This window comes from Photorhabdus aegyptia (assembly GCF_000612035.1).
Taxonomy (GTDB): domain Bacteria; phylum Pseudomonadota; class Gammaproteobacteria; order Enterobacterales; family Enterobacteriaceae; genus Photorhabdus; species Photorhabdus akhurstii.
On the sequence record NZ_JFGV01000081.1, the window covers coordinates 1 to 22,311 of the forward strand.

A 22,311-nucleotide genomic window follows, 5' to 3' on the forward strand; every position below is an offset into this window, starting at 1 on the left:
CTTAACGTTTTAATGAGAGAAATGCCTATAAAAAGTCATATTCTGATTTTTATTTAATCAAAATAACCTTATTAAAAATGTGAGATCTCACCCTGTCTTTACACCAGCCCCCAGACCAAATGTATGAAAATTATTGAGCGCTTCACCTGAAGTTGATACAGGATTTAATTTTTCGTTGATCAACAAACCATATTTATCACTTTTAAATTCAAGAGTAATGTTATTTTTATCAATAATTTCAACAAGTTTTGAGTGATATCCCGTACAGTGAATCAATAAATCATCACAATTAATACGTTGCATAACTTCGTCACTCGATATTTCTGAGATATTTAAAATAGAAATATTTTTATGTCTTCTTTCTTTAAGTTCTTGAGCAAATACAAAAGAATCATATCTCAAACCTGAATATCGGTTAACCCGCCCACTTAAAGGACAGATATCTTCCTGAGTGAAAGCATAACCGTAAGATTCTGCACTTGCAGGTGAATCAAAGAACAATTTAAAATCTTTATTAACCAGAACATTTATCTTACCAGTAAACTTTAATTGCTCTATCAGCCGAATTAAACAAGAAACAGAACTATGTGACGAACCCAATATTGATATACTTTTTATATCACCTTTATTTATAACCTCATCATAAAAACCTTTAATGAAATCACCTGAGGTAACATTCTTGCTATTATGTAATAACCTGGATTGGTTTGGAGTTCCGCCTATATTAAACAGTACTTTTCGCGTTGATACAATATAATCTTCATTATTTTTATGATAAGTTATATCATAGTTGCCATCTTCATTCTGCTTAATCTTTTTCACTTCCGTATCAGTCAAAATATTAAACCGATCACCATATTTATTTTCCTGAATAAAACGTGCAATTCTCTCCAAATATTGACCGACAAACCTCAATTCAACTGGCTTATCTCTATTGGCACTAAAATGTTCCCACTCCGGTGTTGATCTTATATACTGACTAAGCTCATCATCACAACCGTCAAACTTCTCTAAAAATACACTACCTAAAGAGTTCGCGGTAATTTTATATTTCTTTAATGAACCAGAACCCACTATCTCTGTTTTTTCTAAAATCAGACAATCTTTTATAACTTCATCTTTTAATAAATCCGGGATTAATGAAATATTTGCAGGCCCCGCACCACACATTACCACATCATAAAACTGCTTATTCATTGACAAACCCTAACATTTTTAATGAAATTTGTGTTTCAATCACATTCCCGGCAAACTCATGACGAGTCTGTTTATAACCAAGCGGTTGCCCAGCCAAACCCGCCTTAATAACATCACTATGATTAATTGTTTTACTCTCATTGCGGGAATAAACCAATAGCTCCTTCTCATAATCAAATGCCAGACAAGGAATGCAACTTAATTTTAATGTTTTGGCTAATTCAAGCCGATGATGACCATCAATAACCACATTCGTTGCTTCATCAATCCAGATTGGTTGAGTCCAGAAACCTTCAAATTTAACTTTTTCGATTAACTGCTCGACACGATCAGGGCAATGTAATTCAGTTGGTCTAAGATTTGAGACTTCTTCTAATATTAATTTCATGTTTATCCCTTAGTTTAAACATCCGATAGAAAATTACCAACATCAACACACTTAATATCGCTAATAATTGAAATAACACTCCACCATCAAATAATTGAATAATAGTACCACCAACTAACGGCGATATAGAAAAACCAATACTATAAAGTGACGCTGCACCAAAATATGCGCCACGTAAATCATTTGGCGCCAAACGATCAATAAAAACATTCACACATGGAAACAAAATAGTTTGACTGATACTCATGGTAAAAGCAGCCATATACCACAATAAATAAACATCATAATACTTGAATGAAATAAAGAACATACATTCAGATAAAATGAGTAATACAGACCCTATATTTATTTTCGTTTCCAACTCCATTTTTTGCGTTAACATGGAAAACGGTAACTGCATAACGACAATGGTTATCGCATGTAACATAATAAGCGAAGCAATAAACTCAGCATACCCATTAAACCCTAATGAGGTAATTAACTGTGGCAAAGTTGAATCAAAATGGCCAAAAATAAACATCATGAGAATATTATTGATAACCAACATTAAAAACACACGGTCATTCAATAAAACCTTTATCGTTCCTTTAAAGTCTTCATTATTTGTTAAGTTGATTTTTATTTTCTTGCCAAATAGATAAACAGGGATCATAAAAATCACATAGGATACCGAAACAATCAAAAAAGAAATAGAATTAATATCCAGGCTTAATTTTATTCCTAAATAAGGCCCGACTACCGCTCCCGCATTTAGAAATAAATACCTTAAGTACATGGCATTCTCTCTTACCTGCTTTTCCTCAATAATATCACCGATAACGGCTTTTATAGGATTATTCACCAGCGCCCAAGAAATATTCGCTAATAAAGTGCCAATAATAAAACCAGACTGATGTTCAGACAACCATAATATTAAATATGCCAATGAAGATATAAGACATCCAATGATAATTATCTTAGCCCGGCCGACTTTATCAGAGAAGTAACCTGCATAAAAACTTAATATTGATGAAATCGCAATGGATAAAGAGAGAACTAATCCAATCATCGATGCAGTAAAATGAAACTTTGTATATAATATGATGGATATAAAAGGCCATACCATCATTGATGTTGATCTTGTTACAAAAGTCCCCAGAAATAGACCCCATATACATGCCGGTATGGATGTATAATTATTAAGAGAAAAATTTTTCATTGCTATGTTCTTATATTATTTATCTTGATATCTTTTAAGCCAATCATTTAAAATACTTATGGAAGTACATAAAATCCACTCTCCCCTACAAAAAATAAAATGTAGAGGAAATCACTAGGATGATCTGTACGATAAAGCAAATCCAATGATATATGATTTATTCTTAATATATTATCAAAACAGATGTTAATTGCAAACGAAATATGACACTTTTGTTACATGTTAAACGTAGATCAAATGCTGGTGATGTTAGTAAGCAACATAATGACATAAGTACTTTGCACTTTAACAGGCAAAAACGCAGGTAAAAAGGGCCTTTAATCTCAGATAGATACCTTTCAGTTCAATCTTTATCTATTCAAATAGCAATCAAAACTCAGCTTAATCTAATCCCAAAATAAACTGTAATATTATATTCAAAGTGAAATAGATAAATAAAATTGTATTTTAGTTTAATAGCTAAACTCTGGTGGGGATAATTATTATTTATAGATTTATATGAAGCCATCTGAGATTAAAACTGGAAACTATTTCACAGGCCCAAAATATTCAATAACTAAAATTGGGATTAGTAATGAGTTTATTCTTTAATTTCCTTAATGAGAGTAATGGTATATTCAAACCAAGAGAACTGTCTTATCATCTCAACTCATTTGATACTAACTATGAAGGATTACTCGCGATGGGTACCTGGCTTATCTATGCCTTATTATCAGCGTTTACTGCCGCTTTGGTCGCTATCTTCGGAAAAATCGGTTTGCAAAATCTTGATGCCAATACAGCAACAGCAATACGCGCAGTCATTATGGCGTTGTTTCTTGTCAGCGTCGTTGTAGTACAGGGAAAATTAAATCTGGTTAGTGAAGTGCTGGCAAATCGCAAGGCGTTGCTTTTTATCGTTTTAAGCGGTGTGGCGGGGGCATTGTCATGGCTGTTCTACTTTCTGGCAATCAGAAACGGCAATGTTTCTCAGGTTGCCCCGATTGATAAACTCAGTGTCGTGTTTGCTGTTATCTTGGCCGTTATCTTATTTGGTGAAAAGATATCATTTATGGCCGCAGGTGGTGTTGCACTGATCACTGCCGGCGCATTAATGGTTGCCTTGGGCTGAAAAATAAAAAATCCGCAAAAGCCATTTCACCATTGCGGATTCTTTTTAATCGAATAAAAGATCAACCTGCGGCAAAAACCTGGTTAACGATATCCAGTGCTTCCTGCTCAATTTTCTGCCGGTGCTCAGGACCAAGGAGGCTTTCACAATAAATTTTGTAGGCTTCTTCTGTCCCCGATGGGCGAGCGGCAAACCAGCCGTTTTCTGTTATCACTTTTAAACCGCCTATTGACGCTCCGTTACCAGAAGCTTTTGTCAACCGGGCTGTGATTGGATCACCAGCAAGCTTATCCGCTTTCACCATTTCTGGTGATAACTTGGCTAATAATGCCTTCTGCTGATAAGTTGCCGACGCCTGAATACGGCTATAACTTGGCGTACCGAAGCGAACCGCCAACTTATTGTAATGCTGCTGCGGATTTTCCCCCGTTACCGCAGTCATCTCTGCCGCCAGTAAACACAAGATAATCCCATCTTTATCTGTAGACCACGGCGTACCATCAAAACGCAGGAAAGAAGCTCCTGCGCTCTCCTCTCCGCCAAAGCCCAACTCACCTTTATATAGACCGTCAACAAACCACTTAAAACCTACGGGTACTTCCACCAATTTACGACCAAGATCGGCGACAACCCGATCAATCATGGCACTAGATACCAATGTTTTACCTACCGCAACACTTTCTGACCATTGCGGACGATGGCGGAATAGGTAATCTATCGCAGTTGCCAGATAGTGGTTCGGATTCATCAAACCGGCGGGAGTGACAATACCGTGGCGGTCGTAATCAGGATCGTTTGCAAAAGCCAAATCAAACTTATCGCGCATGGCTAACAAACCCGCCATTGCCCAAGGGGACGAGCAATCCATACGAATGACGCCATCATGATCCAAGTGCATAAAACGGAATGTCTGATCGACTTGATCGTTAACCAACGTCAGATCCAAATTGTAGCGCTCACCGATACGCTGCCAAAATGCAATGCCAGAACCCCCTAAAGGATCAATACCAATTTTCAGCCCAGCCTGTTGGATAGCAGCCATATCAACCACATCGCCCAACGCGCTAACATACGGCTCAACTAAATCCTGCTGATGCAAATATTCACTGCTCAACACCTGAACAAATGGCAAGCGTTTAATGCCTTTCAGACCTTCTGCAAGCAACTCATTCGCACGACGTTCTATAATTGCTGTCAAATCCGTATCTGCCGGGCCGCCATCAGGTGGGTTATATTTAATCCCTCCGTCTTCTGGTGGATTATGGGAAGGGGTAATAACAATCCCGTCAGCCAACGCTTTCCCCAAGCGGTTATAACAAAGGATGGCATGAGAAATCGCAGGTGTTGGCGTAAATCCATTATTTTCCTGCACAATCACGTTCACGCTGTTAGCCGTTAACACTTCCAATACGGAAATAAATGCCGATTCTGATAAAGCATGGGTATCTTTACCCACATAACAAGGGCCATTAATTCCCCGTTGCTTGCGAACTTCTGCAACAGCCTGAGTAATTGCCAGAATATGCGCCTCATTAAAACTGTGACGCTGAGAACTGCCACGATGACCGGATGTACCAAATTTAACCTTATGCTCAGAGTTCTCCGGCTGAGGATGTAAGGTGTAATACTGTGATGTAAGCTGCGCTACATTTATCAGATCACTTTGGCGGGCAATCTGTCCCGCACGCGGATGATTTACCACTTTAAATCTCCCCTGGACAAGAGCTGCGCTGCACTTTGTGTCAGCACAGCCTTAATCAGTTAAATCGTGCCACATACCTTGTCGATAAAATTGGCTGAGAATTTCATATCCTGCATAATTTGCTCAACCATATTACGCTTACGATCAGTATTGGTGTTAGTAATCACCCAAAAAGGTGTGCCCGGAATGTGACGAGGTTTAGTTTGTTTACCACTGGCGAGTAATGTCTGTTGATCGCCAGCAAAATAAACGCGGGTACGACCATGCATAGCATCAGTCGTCTGGGAAAAACTTTCACTGTTCAAGCTATATAATGTAGATAAGATCAACATAAAACGCTCAACAGATTTTTTCTTATCAGAATAGTCATCTGAAAGTAACAATTCACGCATCACACGGACAGAATCACGCTGGCGGGCTACCGGCGCTTTCTCCACGGCACTGATAGGCTGTGCATTTTGTACTGGCTGTTCGGCGTTAAATTTCAACATTCGCCGTAAAATATCAGATGCACTTTCACCAATATGTTGTGTGTGGCTGGCAATATAGCGGTAAAGGTCTTCATCAACTTCTATCGTTTTCATTTCTATCCAGTACTGTTCTAAATAAAAAATTTTGACAGATTATAAAGTATAAAAAGAGAAAACAAAACAATTAAAATTTCAATAACTTAAAAGTATTTAAACATGAAAAACAGCATAATAAAATATCCACTTTTCATTTAAAATAAATCAATCAGTTACATAAATATTGTGAATATAAATCTCATTATCATGTTAAAGACTTCCCACAAGCCGGGGAATAAATCATCGCTATATTGCAGAAAGTTTTTATGATGATAGTAAAGAATGTCACAAAACCTATTTATTCATTGTAAAGTGTCATATCAATCTTTTAATACCACCTATTTAAGCGTTGATAATCACATAATTATTTATTCTGATATTACACCCAGATAATGATAAAACCTGGTTGCAACATTGCCGACAATAAATTTAATCAAGGGAGATTAAGCAGCGAAGGGGAAAATTGATTATAGACGGTAAAACAGTTTAAATTCATGGAGATGTATGTTTATTGCTATTAAATCTTGACAGGAAATGCATTTTAGTAAATTACACGCCTTTTATTTAAATATAATATTTACCACTTGCCAAAATAAATCGTAACCATATAAATTATATGAAAAAATTGGCAATGTTATTATTATTCCATTTTATAGCATTAAGATTTTAAACTAAAATTCCATATCCTGTTTTCAATGTGAATCCAAGCAGTTGGAATATTGATATTTTAAAAAATTCCAGACAGATATATACAATCATTAATTTTGAGATGTATATATCTGACCTTATAATTTAATCAATAAGTGAAAGTTGTTGCCGTAAATAAGTACCTGAACCTAATAATCCTGGTTGTGGATGAGTAATCAAATAAACAGGAATCTGTTGTACTAATGTTTTAAAACGCCCTTTATCTTCAAATCCATGAAGAAAGTTCGATTGCTTAAAGAACTCAAGGAATCGCGGCACTATACCACCGGCGATATACACACCACCAAAAGTCCCCATATTTAACGCCAAATTTCCGCCAAATCGCCCCATAATTTCACAAAATAGTGTCAAGGCACGATGGCAATATTGGCAACTTTTATCCAATGCTCGTTGCGTCACGGTTTCTGGTTCTAAATCTTCCGGCTGACGATGATCCAAGATAGCAATCGCCTGATAAAGGTTTACCAACCCACTACCGGACAAGATTCTTTCTACCGAAACGTGCCCAAATTTACGCCGTAAAACAGCCAATATTGCATCTTGTTCTTCACTATTCGCAGCAAAATCTACATGACCACCTTCACCAGGCAAACTTACCCATTGCTTGTCTACTTTGATCAAATGAGCTACGCCAAGGCCAGTCCCTGCCCCGTAAACCGCTATCGGTTTGTCTTTAACCGCTTCTTCTCCGCCTAATTGAACCTTATGTTCTTCTGTCAGCATTGGAATAGCCATAGATACAGCCGTGAAGTCATTGATCACATCTAATTTTTCTAGCCCAAGCGTCTGTTTCAGCTCACTAATCGAAAATGCCCATTGGTGATTGGTCATTTCTACCCAATCACCATTTATCGGGCAAGCAATAGCGATACATGCATAAGTCACTACTGTTTTTTGCTCCGCCAAATAGTGACTGATAATAGACTCTAATCCGATGTGTTGTTTTGCGCTATATGTTTCGATCCGCTCAATAGCACCATTTTCCAAATTGCAAAGTGCTAATCTGGCATTAGTACCGCCAATATCAGCAACAAGTCCGTAGAGATTCATTTTTATATCCTAATAATTTGCCAGTACAACAATTAGGTAAAGCTTATCCCATCTGGCATTATTGGTATAGATCGTTTAGGAGTGAATAACTTGCACTCATCCCGGTCATATAGTTATCTATGCTCCCTGGGATTCGCTTCCTTACCGTCGCGATGCATCTTGAAATCTTTAGGGTATATATTCTTCGGGCCAGCGCTCACGCGCTGTTGTCTCGCTTCGCTCGGCTCGAACCTGCGACCCATTGATTAAAAATCAACTGCTCTACCAGCTGAGCTAACGACCCATCTATAAGGGAACTACTCTGAATATCTTTTGGAGTGGTGGGTCGTGCAGGATGACTCGGCCTTCGAGGTTTTCTTCACTTCGTTCGGTGACTACTGGTTTCGTTTGGCAGGCTTTGTTAAATAACCGGATCTGTAGTACGACTAAAGGTATGGAATAAATTTGTAAGTCATGCTGGCAATTTTAGAATTATAAGAGTACTATGTACTCTAGAATAAAGGAGGTTTTCCAGTGAGTCATGCGATAGAGTTTATCGAAACCAGTATGTTTACCCGACAGATAAAAGAGATTGCCACTGATGATGAACTTAAAGAACTGCAACGAGAGCTTATCGAGTCACCAGATAAAGGTGATCTAATACGTGGTACTGGGGGGTTACGTAAAATCAGAATGGCTATAGGCTCACAAGGAAAAAATGGTAGTGCCAGAGTGATTTATCTTCTAGCGACTGAAGATATTATCTATCTGGTGATGGCTTATCCGAAAAGTAAAAAAGATAGCTTAACGGATGCCGAGAAAGCAGAACTGAAAAAACTAACAAAATTACTAAAACATGAGGTGTAACATGAGTTTTTTTGACGAATTAAAAGCATCCCTAGAAGAAGCAGTTGAAATTAAACAAGGTAATAACGCCGCAGCACGTGTAACCCGATACGAAGTTACCGACGTTAAAGCTATCCGTGCTCAACTTAACATTTCACAGACAGAGATGGCGGAGGCTTTAGGCACTAGCCTTGATACAATTAAAAGCTGGGAGCAGAAGCGTCGAAATCCGACAGGACTAGCGGCAAAGGTATTAGCTATCATCCAAGAAAACCCTAGTTTCTATAAAGCCCTGGCGACGCATTGATTAGCCGGTGTGTCGTACAAGTATTAAAGTTACCTACCACATCTCGGTTCTACCTATTTCCAAGAGGCCATAGTTTGAGTGTTCTCATTGTTTGTGACTTCTTTTGCTGCGGGCCAGCGCTCACGCGCTGTTGTCTCGCTTCGCTCGGCTCGAACCTGCGACCCATTGATTAAAAGTCAACTGCTCTACCGGCTGAGCTAACGACCCATCTATAGGGGAACTACTCTGGATATCTTTTGAAAATGGTGGGTCGTGCAGGATTCGAACCTGCGACCAATTGATTAAAAGTCAACTGCTCTACCGACTGAGCTAACGACCCATCTATAGGAGAACTACTCTGGATACCTTTTGGAGTGGTGGGTCGTGCAGGATTCGAACCTGCGACCAATTGATTAAAAGTCAACTGCTCTACCGACTGAGCTAACGACCCGCACCAAAGATATGTGATACCGCCTGAAATAATCCTAATGAAGTGGTGGGCGATACCAGATTCGAACTGATGACCCCCTCCTTGTAAGGGAGATGCTCTACCAACTGAGCTAATCGCCCACTTCATGATGACCATTACTGCTTCTATACCACTGAATTTATGATTGGTGGGCGATACCAGATTCGAACTGATGACCCCCTCCTTGTAAGGGAGATGCTCTACCAACTGAGCTAATCGCCCAATCATAAAATCATTTTTATCACAACGAGATGGTGGGCGATACCAGATTCGAACTGATGACCCCCTCCTTGTAAGGGAGATGCTCTACCAACTGAGCTAATCGCCCCGTCGTGATGGGGTCGCATTATAGGGATAGTTCAGAATGAGTCAACGCTTTTTCTAGAGAAAAATATCGTTCGTCTCAAAATTAAACAAGGGTGAGATAATTATCGTCACTATAGGGTACAGTTTAGACAAATACACTGACTTTTCTCAACAACTCCCCGTTAACAGCATTGAGGAATTAAGGTGCAGTGATAAAATAGCCCCCCTCTTTTATTACTTAAATCACCGATAACGTTCATTGAAAAGTGAAACGTAATTAAGGCAATCCCCAATGAGTAAAATCAAAACCCGTTTCGCACCAAGCCCAACCGGCTATCTCCATGTTGGCGGTGCTCGTACCGCACTGTATTCCTGGTTATATAGCCGCCATAACAAAGGCGAATTTGTATTGCGTATCGAAGATACTGACCTTGAACGCTCAACTCAGGAAGCTATCAATGCCATTATGGACGGTATGAACTGGTTAAATCTGAATTGGGATGAAGGCCCTTATTATCAGACGAAACGTTTTGATCGTTATAATCAGGCGATCGATCAAATGCTAGAGCAAGGAAGCGCTTATCGCTGCTATTGTTCTAAAGAGCATCTGGAAGAATTGCGTGAGACTCAAATGGCAAATGGCGAGAAACCTCGTTATGACGGCCGCTGCCGTGATAATTCATGTCAACATAACCCAGATCAGCCCCATGTTGTCCGTTTCCGCAATCCACAGGAAGGTTCTGTTGTTTTTAATGATCGTATCCGCGGCTCCATTGAGTTCAGTAATCAGGAACTTGATGATCTAGTTATCCGCCGTACCGATGGCTCACCAACGTATAATTTCTGTGTTGTTATCGATGACTGGGATATGGAGATCACTCATGTCATCCGCGGTGAAGACCATATTAATAATACACCTCGTCAAATTAATATTCTGAAAGCACTCGGCGCTCCCGTGCCAGAATATGCACACGTTTCGATGATCCTCGGTGATGACGGTAAAAAGCTGTCCAAACGTCACGGTGCAGTGAGCGTGATGCAATACCGCGATGATGGTTATCTGCCAGAAGCTTTACTGAATTATTTGGTTCGTTTGGGTTGGTCGCATGGTGATCAAGAAATTTTCAGCATTGAAGAAATGACTGAGCTGTTCAGCCTGGATGCTATCAATAAATCCGCCAGCGCATTCAATACAGAAAAACTGCAATGGCTGAACCATCACTATATTAATACCCTGCCTCCAGAGAAAGTTGCCGTTCATCTAGCATGGCACATGGAGCAACAAGGTATTGATACCCGTAATGGTCCACAACTGGTTGATCTGATTAAATTACTGGGCGAACGCTGTAAGACTCTGAAAGAGATAACCGAATCTTGCCGCTACTTCTATGAAGATTTTGCTGAATTTGATGCCGATGCAGCGAAGAAACATTTGCGCCCAGTCGCCCGTCAACCTCTTGAAGTTGTCCGTGCGAAGCTGGCTTCAATTACTGACTGGACGCCAGAAAATGTTCATCATGCCATTCAATCCACCGCTGATGAGCTGGAAGTCGGTATGGGTAAAATCGGTATGCCATTGCGGGTTGCGGCTACCGGTGCAGGTCAATCCCCAGGTGTGGATGTCACTATTCACGCTATCGGGCAAACTCGTACTTTATCCCGTATTAATCAAGCACTGGAGTTCATTGCTCAACGCGAAACTCAATCTTAATTAATACATCAAAGGCATCACTTATCACATGTGATGCCTTTCTGTTTTCAAAAAATCCTATTTAATTGCTACCTCTTTATCACTTTCCCAAACACCTTCTATTTCATTTCAACCCATTGCTCAACCTCTATTTTGTTAATCGATCATAAAATTGATGGCTTTTTCAACGCTTGTTGTGAGAATGATAAGTTAGCCGTTGACAGTATTTGCAGGGTTTCATATTATGCGCCCCGTTCCATTAATTTTGATTGGGGCTATAGCTCAGCTGGGAGAGCGCTTGCATGGCATGCAAGAGGTCAGCGGTTCGATCCCGCTTAGCTCCACCAAATCCTTTATATTGAATCAAGGTATTTGGTACTAAAATTAGGAAATACCACGCTCGTGGGGCTATAGCTCAGCTGGGAGAGCGCTTGCATGGCATGCAAGAGGTCAGCGGTTCGATCCCGCTTAGCTCCACCAAAATTATAAGGCCCTGAAAGCCATGCTTTCAGGGCCTTTTGGTTATTCCCATTCATAACCACCATTATCGAATAAAAAACAAACGTCAACTTTGGCTAGCCTTTTTTCAATGGTTTCACCAACGAATCTAGTCCCTCTAGTTTTATTGCTAAAGTCATCTCCATCAGCGCCCCCAATTTACCTTGTGGGAATTCCCCTTTCCGGGCGAACCACAATAAATACTCTTCCGGTAAGTCAATGAGCATACGCCCTTTGTATTTACCGAACGGCATTGCAGTATTAGCAATTTCTATCAGGTTCTCTTTTTCCATAATTTACACATCTATAAGAGAAATAGGTGAAAGGGAATCTGCACCATCCATGATGCAATATTCCACGATAAAACATGATCTTTTACAGTACCAAACCGGCAATAGCCGCAGATAAGAAGCTGACAAGCGTTGAACCAAATAGTAGTTTCAAACCAAAGCGGGAAACAACATTACCCTGTTTCTCATTCAAGCCTTTAATCGCACCGGCCACAATCCCAATAGAAGAGAAGTTAGCAAAAGAAACCAAGAATACCGACAAAATACCTTGTGAACGAGGAGAAAGTTCTGTCGCAATGGATTGTAAGCTGTGCATTGCCACAAATTCGTTAGCAACCAATTTGGTTGCCATGACGCTACCAACCCGTAATGCTTCATCTGTCGGAATCCCAATCACCCAAGCAAATGGATAAAATACGTAGCCGAGCATTTCCTGAAAGTCCTTCTCAAACACCATGCTGAACAGCGCATTAATAGCAGCAATCAGGGCAATGAAACCAATCAACATCGCAGCCACAATGAGAGCCACCTTGAAACCCGCCAAAATATATTCACCTAACATTTCGAAAAAACTTTGGCCTTCATGGAGATTGCTCATCTGAATATCCTCTTCGCTATCAACAGCATACGGATTAATCAGCGATAGGATGATAAAGGTACTGAACATATTAAGCACCAATGCCGCTACAACATATTTAGGCGCTAAAATTTGCATGTAAGCCCCAACGATCGACATAGAAACCGTTGACATTGCAGTCGCAGCCATCGTGTACATGCGACGCTCAGACATTTTTCCCAGTACGTCTTTATAAGCAATAAAGTTTTCAGACTGCCCAAGTATCAGAGAACTGACCGCGTTAAATGATTCCAGTTTACCCATACCGTTGACTTTAGACAGCAGAGTACCAATAACCCGGATGATGATTGGCAATAGTTTTATATGCTGCAAAATACCAATCAGCGCAGAAATAAAGATAATCGGACACAATACATTCAAAAAGAAGAATGCCAGTTTTGCATCCATCATGCCGCCAAAAATGAACTCAGTCCCTTCACCCGCATATTTCAGTAAATGCTCAAATAAACCAGCAAATCTCATGACAAATTCCTGACCAATACCTGAATTCAGGAAAAACCAAGCCAAGATAAGTTCAATAACAAGCAATTGAATAACATAGCGAGGACGAATACTTTTACGGTCATTACTTGCCAAAATAGCAAGGCCGCCAATGACAATCAAAGCTAAGAAGAAATGCAGGATCTGAGACATATCACACTCCAAACACGATAGAAAGCGAGTTTTTATAAACGCATTCTATGCAATAAAAGGCGATCAAATAAGGATATACCCGTCATCTTTCAAGTCGCCTCTTTGTTGGCTGCACTCGCTTACCCCGGTCACATAGTTATCTATCTCCCGGGGATTCACTCCCTTGCCGTCGCGATGCATCTTGAAATCTATAGGGTATAGATATCACATTAGACTGAAATAATTCTTACTGTAAATCTTTACTTAATGTGTCTGATCACATTTTTAGCTGAATCGTATAAGATAAGCTTTAAAAACATCTTATCGCGTATGACTGATTATTGAGAAAAACCCTCAATAATCAGTATGTAAACAAAAAAGTTATTCACCCAATAAACGGATCATTTCTTCTTCATCAATAACCGAAATATTCAACTCATTAGCTTTAGCTAATTTTGAACCGGCAGCTTCACCCGCAATCACCAAATCCGTTTTCTTAGAAACGCTGCCCGTCACTTTTGCCCCAAGTGCAACAAGTTTAGCTTTGGCTTCATCTCTGGATAACTGATGCAATGACCCTGTGAGCACAACTGTTTTACCCGAAAATGGGCTGTCAATTTTCTCAGCTTTTGTTACGACAACCGGTTCCCAGTTGATACCGATATTATCAATCAGATCGTTAATGACTGTTTGGTTATGGGGTTCATGGAAGAAGTTAACAACATGTTTTGCCACCACTTCGCCAACATCTTGAACCTCTTTCAATGCTTCCTCATCAGCAGAACGTAATTTATCCAGTTCGCCAAAGTGAGCAGCCAAATTAGCAGCGGTCGCTTCCCCAACTTCACGGATACCCAACGCATAAAGGAAACGGGCAAAGGTGGTTTCTTTCGCTTTTTCCAACGCATCTACCACATTCTGGGCAGATTTCGGTCCCATGCGATCAAGCCCAGTCAACTTGCCTGCCGTCAGCCTGAAAAGATCGGCCGGGGTTTCGACATACTCTTTATCCACCAGCTGATCGATAATCTTTTCTCCCATGCCGTCAACATCCATCGCCCGACGGGAAACAAAATGCCTAAGTGCCTCTTTACGCTGAGCGCCACACACCAATCCTCCCGTACAACGCGCTACAGCCTCCCCTTCAATCCTTTCAATATCTGCCCCACATACCGGGCAATGTTCAGGGAAAACAACTTCATTACTGCCCTGCGGCCTTCTCTCTTCTAAAACACCGACAACTTGTGGAATCACATCTCCAGCACGGCGGATAATAACCGTATCGCCAATCCGCAAACCTAAACGTTCAATCTCATCCGCATTGTGCAATGTTGCATTACTGACAATGACACCAGAGACCTGTACTGGCTCCAGACGTGCTACCGGTGTGATTGCGCCAGTACGGCCAACCTGAAACTCAACATCACGAACAATTGTCATTTGCTCTTGAGCGGGAAACTTGAACGCCGTTGCCCAACGTGGCGCACGAGCGACAAAGCCTAATGTTTCCTGTAATTCCAGCGAATTAACTTTGACAACGACACCATCGATATCAAACCCCAATGCGGAACGCTGGTTTACGATATCATGATAAAAATCAATAACCTGTTGACTATCGGTACAAACTTTAACTTTATCGCTGACCGGCAATCCCCATTTCTTAAATTGTATCAATCGCTCGTAGTGACTGGCTGGTAATTCTCCCCCCTCCAATACGCCAACACCATAACAGAAGAAAGCCAATGGGCGTTTAGCCGTAATACGGGGATCGAGCTGACGCAACGAGCCAGCCGCCGCATTACGTGGGTTAGCAAATACTTTTGCCCCCGTGCGACGCGCCTCCTCATTCAGTTTCTCAAACCCTTTTTGCGGCATGAAAACTTCACCGCGAATTTCAATACGCGCTGGAATATTTTCGCCGAATAGACGCAGGGGAATTGCACAGATAGTCCGTATATTTGATGTAATATTTTCCCCGGTTGTACCATCACCGCGGGTTGCAGCCCGTACCAACTCACCATGTTCATACAACAGGCTGACCGCCAAACCATCCAGTTTCAGCTCACAGCACACCACTAAATCCTGAGTCTCTTTCAGACGGTCACGCACCCGCTTATCAAACGCCAGATAACTCTCTTCATCAAATACGTTATCCAGTGACAACATCGGAATTTCATGGCGGACTTGTTCAAAAGCCGTCAGAGGAGCAGCCCCAACCCGCTGCGTTGGTGAATCTGATGTAATCAACTCAGGATACTGTCCTTCAAGATCCTTCAATTCCTGCATTAACCGATCATATTCCGCATCAGGGATCTCTGGCGCATCCATGACGTGATACAGATATTCATGATGACGCAGTGTTGTTCTGAGCTTTTCTATTTGTTGAGCCGTTGATTTCATGATTTATAACCAGCGATAAAAAGCCCCCGGCTGGCGGAGGCTTGAACATTCGATAATTGATTATACCTGAACACCAAGTGTGCTGCGAATACGCGCTTTATACAATTCGATTTTTTGCGGTGTTAGCATTTTTCGCTCATCATCAAGCACCACGCCCCCAACATCAGAGGCAATACGCTGAGCTGCCTGTAACATCAGTTTAAAATTCTGATTAGATTCTCCGTAAGAAGGGACTACCATAAACATGGAAATCCCCGGAGTTGTAAAATCAGCCATTGTTTCAGGATTAAATGAACCCGGTTTCACCATATTTGCCAAACTAAACAGTACCGGGCCACTACCTGATGGGTTCACGTGACGGTGAAAAATCTGCATTTCCCCAAACTGGAAGCCAGATTGCAGAATACTTTGCAGCAAGGGTTCACCATTCAATGCTTGGCCGTGATGTGCTGCTACGTGAAGAACCAAAACGATTTCTTTCACCTTGGTCTGAGTTTCTTTTTCGCCAACCGCTTCTTGAAACTTTTCTTCAATCGCAGATCTGTTTTTTTCAGGCTCACTCTGCTCTTCGAATTCAAACAGACCGAGTTGGGGTTCCTGCTCTTCTATGACTGCTTTTCTCGCTGTCGTCTCAGGCTGATGACCCGTCAGCAACGGATCATCGCTTTCTTCAAGCGTTGCAGCATCAATTTCAGTCAACTTTTGCTGACGGCACTCGATAGCTGGCTCAGCTTTATACTCCTGATGAGATTTCACCTGTTTATGGGCATAAGGCTTTTGCTGATTGCCGAACGCTTCATCGTCACTGTCATCGACGAAACTGTTCTGACGATCATGTTTATGACGTTTGACTGGGCGATCACGAAAAAGCGAAGAACGCTCTTTACGGCTGGTCCACAACCCATGTAACAGCAAAGCTATTATTGCTATCGCACCAACAATGATTAATATCAGACGCAAATCCTGCATCATTGCTATCTCTGTTGTTTAATTAAGTATGCCACCACGGCGGAATATTTTCTGTATTAACTGTATTTGTCAAATAACACAAGTGCAAGCTTATACACACTTTTCTTATCAGAAAGATGCCTAATAAGCCCCTTTTGCGTTCTTTTTATACAGAACAATACTAGTCAGTCGAAAATCCTACCTATATGATAGCGTTTCAATCACACAGGAGAGAATAGGAAGTATGCTGAATTTGACAAAATTGCCCAAAAATTTGAGCGGCTTTCAGTATTTGATGCAAGGTTGCAAATTAATTACTCGACCAGGCATTAAAAGATTTGTCCTATTGCCTTTGTTGGCAAATATTTTGTTTCTCGGCGGTTCATTTTGGTGGCTCTATCAGAAACTGGAGAACTGGATCCCTTGGATAGTGAGCAAAGTACCGGATTGGATGCAATGGCTCAGTTATATTTTATGGCCGATGGCCGTGCTCTCTGTTTTGCTGATTTTTACTTACTTATTCAGCACAATAGCGAATTTTATCGCAGCGCCATTCAATGGTCTGCTAGCAGAAAAATTGGAAGCGGATTTAACAGGAATCCCCGCACCGGATACCGGCGTTATAGCACTCTTCAAAGATGTTCCACGTATCCTAAAACGGGAATTAACCAAGCTGTGCTACTATATTCCACGCGCTCTGGTCTTATTGTTACTCTATTTTATTCCTGTTATCGGGCAAACTGTCGCGCCTGTGCTCTGGTTTATTTTCAGTGCCTGGATGCTATCAATTCAGTATTGTGATTATCCCTTTGATAACCACAAAGTCAGTTTTCCAACAATGCGTAGCGCTCTTCGCCAAAACAAAATAATTAATCTGCAATTTGGCGCAACAGTGAGTATTTTAACCATGATACCCATTGTCAATTTGGTGATTATGCCTATTGCCGTATGCGCGGCGACAGCAATGTGGGTCGATCGCTATCGAGATCAACACGCCCCGCGTATTATGCCATGATATTCATTTAAGTTATTCTTTTAGACAATAAAAATATATTTAAGTTATATTTCCATTAACCGGTTGTTGGCGTATTGTTGACCGGATATCACTAAAGGGAGTTGAAAGACGAGTATGAGTAAAATTTACGAAGATAATTCTTTGACTATTGGTCGTACCCCGTTAATTCGCCTAAAACACTTTGGCAATGGGCGTATTCTGGCAAAAGTAGAATCCCGTAACCCAAGTTTTAGTGTAAAATGTCGCATTGGTTCCAACATGATTTGGGATGCTGAAAAACGCGGTATCCTAAAACCGGGACAAGAATTAATAGAACCCACCAGTGGTAACACTGGAATAGCGCTTGCGTATGTCGCCGCCGCTCGGGACTATAAATTAACGCTGACAATGCCAGAAACCATGAGTATTGAACGCCGCAAGCTCTTGAAAGCATTGGGTGCTCAGTTGATACTGACGGAAGGCGCTAAAGGTATGAAAGGCGCCATTGAGAAAGCTAACGAGATTAAAGCTAGCGATCCCGACCGCTACATTATCCTGCAACAGTTCAGTAATCCGGCTAACCCGGAAATCCATGAAAAAACTACAGGCCCGGAAATCTGGGAGGATACAGACGGTGAAGTGGATGCATTTGTTTCCGGTGTAGGAACCGGCGGTACACTAACAGGCGTTACCCGTTACCTGAAACACACCAAAGGTAAAAATGTCACCGCGGTTGCCGTAGAACCCGAAGAATCACCCGTCATCAGCCAGACTCTGGCCGGTGAAGAAGTGAAACCGGGCCCTCATAAGATTCAAGGTATTGGTGCGGGTTTTATTCCAGATAACCTTGATTTGAAACTGGTTGATCGCGTTTTCAAAATCAGCAGCGAGGAAGCAATTAAAACCGCACGTGAAATCATGGTGAAAGAGGGCATTCTGGTAGGTATTTCCTCTGGTGCCGCCGTTGCAGCAGCGGTAAAACTTTCTCAGGAACCGGAATATAAAGACAAAAATATCGTTGTCATTCTGGCTTCATCAGGTGAACGCTATTTAAGCAGCCCACTGTTTACTGACTTGTCTGATGAATAAAAGTTTTTAAGTAAGTTACTTAGATTTATTGATAAAAAAGCACCTAAATGGTGCTTTTTCTGTGTGGTAGATCAAACTTTTTCACTTTGCCAGATGATTTCTTACAATGGGTCTAGTATTTAACCAATAATAATTATTTCGATGCTCGAAATTAATTAACAGGAGTAGTAGTTTCAGTTAAGTAGTTCCGCGATCTATCTTTACTTCAAACTATCAATCAGAAGCATCGGAAAGAACAATTTTTTTGATAATGAATAAAAATTTTTATTACATTATCAACCTGAGAGTCTATCTCAGTAGACGTCGTTAATGCTGTTTATTCTTACCAGTAAAAGTAAATACAGACAGCACACATGGCCCGGAAGTTATGGGTCGTACTAAAGAGCGTTCAGAGGCTATTTAGCGCTTTTGCCAGAACATTACTCAGTTCGCTCTTTAGGTAAATAAAATCGTCTTACATGGGATAGGCAGTGAATAAACACTCAAGTTAAAATTTGTCCATTACAAATTCTTAACTTACATAGCAAAAATCTAAGTTATTGAGGAAACGTTATGTTCCAGCAAGAAGTCACTATTACTGCGCCAAATGGCCTACACACCCGTCCCGCGGCACAGTTTGTTAAAGAAGCCAAAAGTTTCTCCTCCGATATTACACTGACTTCCGGTGGTAAAACTGCCAGTGCCAAAAGCCTGTTTAAGCTACAAACTTTGGGACTTACTCAAGGCACTGTAGTGACTATTTCTGCTGAAGGCGAAGATGAGCAAAGAGCAATCGAGCATCTGGTTAAATTGATGGCAGAACTGGAATAATTTTCCATTGACCGCAAAGCCAGTCAAGATTCAGAGATTGTGAATAGACAGGTATTCACTTAGCCATTCCTCATCCCTGGATAAACTTTTATCTGGGGATGTCAGTTTAAATGCATGTCCTAAAACAGCAAACCATCTGCGGGCTGGCTCTTTAAAGAATAATTATTAGTAGTTAGGTAACATCATGATTTCAGGCATATTAGTATCACCAGGCATCGCTTTCGGTAAAGCACTATTACTGAAAGAAGACCCAATTATTGTCAATCAGAAAAAAATCAGTCAAGAGCAAGTCGAACAAGAAATTTTCCATTTCAAGCAAGGCCGTGAAAAAGCTTCATCCCAGCTAGAAATCATCAAGAATATAGCCGCAAAAAACCTCGGAGAAGAAAAAGCTGAAATCTTCGAAGGACATATCATGCTATTGGAAGATGAAGAACTTGAGCAAGAAATTATTTCGTTAATCAAAAACGATTTCAGAACTGCGGATGCCGCAGTCTATTCCGTTATTGAAACTCAGGCCCAAGCCCTTGAAGAATTGGATGATGAATACCTGAAAGAACGTGCCACAGACGTGCGTGATATCGGTAAGCGCTTGCTGAAAAACATTCTGGGTATGCCCATTGTTGATCTTGGCTCAATTTCAGAGGAAGTCATTCTGGTTGCCAACGACCTGACTCCATCGGAAACCGCACAACTTAATCTGGAAAAAGTACTCGGTTTTATTACCGATTTAGGTGGCCGAACTTCCCACACGTCAATCATGGCGCGCTCTCTTGAACTGCCAGCGATCGTCGGTACCACCCAAGCGACAACAACCATCCAGAATGGCGATTATCTAATCCTGGACGCGGTAAATAATCACATTTATATCAATCCATCTGATGCGGAAATTGAACAGCTAAAAAAGACCAAAAACGAATATCTGGCGGAAAAAACTGAACTTGCAAAGTTGAAAGATCTCCCGGCGATGACTCTTGATGGCCATCAGGTTGAAGTCTGTGCCAATATCGGTACCGTCCGTGATGTGATTGGCGCTGAGCGCAATGGCGCCGAAGGCGTCGGTTTATACCGTACAGAATTTCTGTTTATGGATCGTGATGCGCTGCCAACAGAAGAAGAACAATTCCAAGCTTATAAAGCTGTTGCCGAAGCAATGGGCAGTCAGGCGGTTATTATACGTACGATGGATATCGGTGGTGATAAAAATCTACCCTATATGAATCTGCCGAAAGAAGAGAATCCATTCCTTGGTTGGCGTGCAATTCGTATTTGCCTTGATCGAAAAGAGATCTTACATTCTCAGTTACGTGCTATCTTACGTGCATCTGCTTTCGGTAAACTACGCATTATGTTTCCAATGATTATTTCTGTAGAAGAAGTACAGGCACTGAAAGCAGAACTTGAATTGCTGAAAGGTCAGCTTCGCGAAGAAGGTAAAAAATTCGATGAAGCGATCGAAGTGGGGGTGATGGTAGAAACACCAGCTTCCGCAGTTATTGCTCATCACCTGGCAAAAGAAGTTGACTTTTTCAGTATTGGGACAAACGATCTAACTCAGTATACTCTTGCTGTAGACCGCGGTAACGAGTTGATTTCTCATCTTTACAACCCGATGCTACCAGCAGTATTGAGCCTGATTAAGCAAACCATCGATGCTTCACACGCTGAAGGTAAATGGACGGGGATGTGTGGCGAGCTTGCAGGTGATGAACGTGCTACATTGTTGCTATTAGGCATGGGGCTGGATGAGTTTAGTATGAGTGCGATTTCTATTCCCCGCATCAAGAAAATCATTCGTAATACGCGTTACGAAGATGCAAAAGCGTTAGCTGAGCAAGCCCTGTCTCAGTCTACCGCTCAGGGGTTGATAGAATTGGTTGATACCTTCATCAAAGAAAAAACACTTTGCTAACAATATCGGTTAAAACGCGGTCCAGTATAAACAATTAGGAGAAGATTCATGGGTCTGTTTGATAAACTGAAATCTCTAGTTTCAGATGATAAAAAAAACAGCGGCACTATTGAAATTATCGCACCTTTATCTGGTGAGATTGTCAATATTGAAGATGTTCCAGATGTTGTTTTCGCCGAGAAAATTGTGGGCGACGGTATCGCTATAAAGCCCGCTGGCAATAAAATAGTCGCACCAGTTGATGGAACAATCGGTAAAATATTTGAAACCAACCATGCATTTTCTATCGAATCGGACAGCGGTATTGAGCTATTTGTCCATTTTGGTATTGATACGGTTGAACTTAAAGGCGAAGGCTTTAAGCGTATTGCTGAAGAAGGTCAGCGTGTACAAAAAGGTGATTTAGTTTTGGAGTTCGATCTTAAACTCCTTGAAGAAAGAGCAAAATCGACCCTGACACCTGTTGTTATTTCCAACATGGATGAGATTAAAGAGTTATCCAAGTTGAGTGGTTCTGTCACTGTTGGTGAAACCCCCATTATGCGGATTAAAAAGTAGCAACATTTAACTGTCACAATACCATTTTCATCTTAAAAAACGGCCGACAATCACGGCTGTTTTTTTT

The 22,311-nt window shown here is 41.0% G+C and carries 19 protein-coding genes and 9 tRNA genes; 11 read left to right on the forward strand and 17 right to left on the reverse strand.

Annotated elements, in window-relative coordinates:
* Positions 1-87: 87 nt before the first annotated feature.
* Genes BA1DRAFT_RS19215 through BA1DRAFT_RS19225 form a run of 3 tightly spaced genes read right to left on the reverse strand, consistent with a single transcriptional unit; the run spans position 88 to position 2,783 of the window.
* Complete coding sequence (locus BA1DRAFT_RS19215) at positions 88-1,197, reverse strand: SidA/IucD/PvdA family monooxygenase (protein ID WP_036782490.1); 1,110 nt, start codon at positions 1,195-1,197, stop codon at positions 88-90.
* Positions 1,190-1,585, reverse strand: a complete 396-nt coding sequence (locus tag BA1DRAFT_RS19220) for a ParB N-terminal domain-containing protein (RefSeq protein WP_036782494.1) — start codon at positions 1,583-1,585, stop codon at positions 1,190-1,192. Before BA1DRAFT_RS19220 ends, BA1DRAFT_RS19215 begins: the two co-directional genes overlap by 8 nt.
* Positions 1,551-2,783 carry an MFS transporter gene (locus tag BA1DRAFT_RS19225; protein ID WP_036782497.1) on the reverse strand — a complete coding sequence of 411 codons (1,233 nt, stop codon included), beginning with the start codon at positions 2,781-2,783 and terminating at the stop codon, positions 1,551-1,553. Before BA1DRAFT_RS19225 ends, BA1DRAFT_RS19220 begins: the two co-directional genes overlap by 35 nt.
* 682 nt (positions 2,784-3,465) lie before the next feature.
* Here BA1DRAFT_RS19225 and BA1DRAFT_RS19230 point away from each other — a divergent pair.
* On the forward strand, positions 3,466-3,894 hold the full coding sequence (locus BA1DRAFT_RS19230) for an EamA family transporter (protein WP_036782541.1): 429 nt from the start codon (positions 3,466-3,468) through the stop codon (positions 3,892-3,894).
* 61 nt (positions 3,895-3,955) lie between these two features.
* On the opposite strand, the gene pgm is transcribed toward BA1DRAFT_RS19230, so the two are convergent.
* From pgm to BA1DRAFT_RS19250, 4 genes are all read right to left on the reverse strand, one after another.
* Positions 3,956-5,596: a phosphoglucomutase (alpha-D-glucose-1,6-bisphosphate-dependent) gene (gene pgm / locus BA1DRAFT_RS19235; RefSeq protein WP_036782500.1), complete on the reverse strand. Its 1,641-nt coding sequence runs from the start codon at positions 5,594-5,596 to the stop codon at positions 3,956-3,958.
* A gap of 59 nt (positions 5,597-5,655) precedes the next feature.
* Entirely contained in the window at positions 5,656-6,180 is a 525-nt protein-coding gene (seqA, locus tag BA1DRAFT_RS19240) for a replication initiation negative regulator SeqA (RefSeq protein WP_036782502.1), read from the reverse strand.
* A gap of 774 nt (positions 6,181-6,954) precedes the next feature.
* The gene (gene glk, locus BA1DRAFT_RS19245) at positions 6,955-7,920 is read right to left on the reverse strand and encodes a glucokinase (RefSeq protein ID WP_036782505.1); all 966 of its coding nucleotides are present in this window, start codon (positions 7,918-7,920) and stop codon (positions 6,955-6,957) included.
* A gap of 210 nt (positions 7,921-8,130) precedes the next feature.
* Positions 8,131-8,200, reverse strand: a tRNA-Lys gene (locus BA1DRAFT_RS19250).
* A 233-nt stretch (positions 8,201-8,433) separates the two neighbouring features.
* On the opposite strand from BA1DRAFT_RS19250, the gene BA1DRAFT_RS19255 reads away from it, so the two are divergent.
* Together BA1DRAFT_RS19255 and nadS are read left to right on the forward strand one after the other, a co-directional pair.
* Positions 8,434-8,766, forward strand: coding sequence for a type II toxin-antitoxin system RelE/ParE family toxin (locus BA1DRAFT_RS19255; protein WP_036782508.1), 333 nt, complete (start codon positions 8,434-8,436; stop codon positions 8,764-8,766).
* A 1-nt stretch (position 8,767) separates the two neighbouring features.
* Positions 8,768-9,052, forward strand: a complete 285-nt coding sequence (gene nadS, locus BA1DRAFT_RS19260; RefSeq protein ID WP_036782511.1) for a NadS family protein — start codon at positions 8,768-8,770, stop codon at positions 9,050-9,052.
* 134 nt (positions 9,053-9,186) lie between these two features.
* Here nadS and BA1DRAFT_RS19265 read toward each other — a convergent pair.
* From BA1DRAFT_RS19265 to BA1DRAFT_RS19290, 6 genes are all read right to left on the reverse strand, one after another.
* Positions 9,187-9,256 (reverse strand) — tRNA-Lys (locus BA1DRAFT_RS19265).
* Between the two features lie 39 nt (positions 9,257-9,295).
* Positions 9,296-9,371: transfer RNA gene (locus BA1DRAFT_RS19270), tRNA-Lys, on the reverse strand.
* A 35-nt stretch (positions 9,372-9,406) separates the two neighbouring features.
* Positions 9,407-9,482: transfer RNA gene (locus BA1DRAFT_RS19275), tRNA-Lys, on the reverse strand.
* Between the two features lie 43 nt (positions 9,483-9,525).
* A tRNA-Val gene (locus BA1DRAFT_RS19280) sits at positions 9,526-9,601 on the reverse strand.
* Between the two features lie 45 nt (positions 9,602-9,646).
* A tRNA-Val gene (locus BA1DRAFT_RS19285) sits at positions 9,647-9,722 on the reverse strand.
* 30 nt (positions 9,723-9,752) lie between these two features.
* Positions 9,753-9,828: transfer RNA gene (locus BA1DRAFT_RS19290), tRNA-Val, on the reverse strand.
* Positions 9,829-10,098: 270 nt separating this feature from the next.
* Between BA1DRAFT_RS19290 and gltX the strand changes: the two genes are divergently transcribed.
* The 3 genes from gltX (at position 10,099) to BA1DRAFT_RS19305 (ending at position 11,976) form a co-directional block, all read left to right on the forward strand.
* Positions 10,099-11,517, forward strand: coding sequence for a glutamate--tRNA ligase (gene gltX, locus BA1DRAFT_RS19295; RefSeq protein ID WP_036782515.1), 1,419 nt, complete (start codon positions 10,099-10,101; stop codon positions 11,515-11,517).
* 250 nt (positions 11,518-11,767) lie between these two features.
* Positions 11,768-11,843: transfer RNA gene (locus BA1DRAFT_RS19300), tRNA-Ala, on the forward strand.
* 57 nt (positions 11,844-11,900) lie between these two features.
* A tRNA-Ala gene (locus BA1DRAFT_RS19305) sits at positions 11,901-11,976 on the forward strand.
* Positions 11,977-12,071: 95 nt separating this feature from the next.
* On the opposite strand, the gene BA1DRAFT_RS19310 is transcribed toward BA1DRAFT_RS19305, so the two are convergent.
* From BA1DRAFT_RS19310 to zipA, 4 genes are all read right to left on the reverse strand, one after another.
* Positions 12,072-12,287, reverse strand: coding sequence for a DUF3820 family protein (locus BA1DRAFT_RS19310; protein WP_011145708.1), 216 nt, complete (start codon positions 12,285-12,287; stop codon positions 12,072-12,074).
* Positions 12,288-12,369: 82 nt separating this feature from the next.
* Positions 12,370-13,554, reverse strand: coding sequence for a NupC/NupG family nucleoside CNT transporter (locus BA1DRAFT_RS19315; RefSeq protein WP_036782520.1), 1,185 nt, complete (start codon positions 13,552-13,554; stop codon positions 12,370-12,372).
* A 360-nt stretch (positions 13,555-13,914) separates the two neighbouring features.
* Positions 13,915-15,933: an NAD-dependent DNA ligase LigA gene (ligA, locus tag BA1DRAFT_RS19320; RefSeq protein ID WP_036782523.1), complete on the reverse strand. Its 2,019-nt coding sequence runs from the start codon at positions 15,931-15,933 to the stop codon at positions 13,915-13,917.
* 60 nt (positions 15,934-15,993) lie between these two features.
* Entirely contained in the window at positions 15,994-16,905 is a 912-nt protein-coding gene (zipA, locus tag BA1DRAFT_RS19325; protein ID WP_036782525.1) for a cell division protein ZipA, read from the reverse strand.
* A 250-nt stretch (positions 16,906-17,155) separates the two neighbouring features.
* Here zipA and cysZ point away from each other — a divergent pair, with 250 nt between their 5' ends.
* From cysZ to crr, 5 genes are all read left to right on the forward strand, one after another.
* Positions 17,156-17,896, forward strand: a complete 741-nt coding sequence (cysZ, locus tag BA1DRAFT_RS19330; RefSeq protein WP_181148378.1) for a sulfate transporter CysZ — start codon at positions 17,156-17,158, stop codon at positions 17,894-17,896.
* Positions 17,897-18,010: 114 nt separating this feature from the next.
* Positions 18,011-18,964, forward strand: a complete 954-nt coding sequence (cysK, locus tag BA1DRAFT_RS19335) for a cysteine synthase A (RefSeq protein ID WP_036782532.1) — start codon at positions 18,011-18,013, stop codon at positions 18,962-18,964.
* A 552-nt stretch (positions 18,965-19,516) separates the two neighbouring features.
* On the forward strand, positions 19,517-19,774 hold the full coding sequence (gene ptsH / locus BA1DRAFT_RS19340) for a phosphocarrier protein Hpr (protein WP_036782535.1): 258 nt from the start codon (positions 19,517-19,519) through the stop codon (positions 19,772-19,774).
* A 184-nt stretch (positions 19,775-19,958) separates the two neighbouring features.
* Positions 19,959-21,686, forward strand: coding sequence for a phosphoenolpyruvate-protein phosphotransferase PtsI (ptsI, locus tag BA1DRAFT_RS19345; RefSeq protein WP_036782538.1), 1,728 nt, complete (start codon positions 19,959-19,961; stop codon positions 21,684-21,686).
* A gap of 48 nt (positions 21,687-21,734) precedes the next feature.
* Entirely contained in the window at positions 21,735-22,244 is a 510-nt protein-coding gene (gene crr / locus BA1DRAFT_RS19350) for a PTS glucose transporter subunit IIA (protein WP_015833547.1), read from the forward strand.
* Positions 22,245-22,311: the final 67 nt, after the last annotated feature.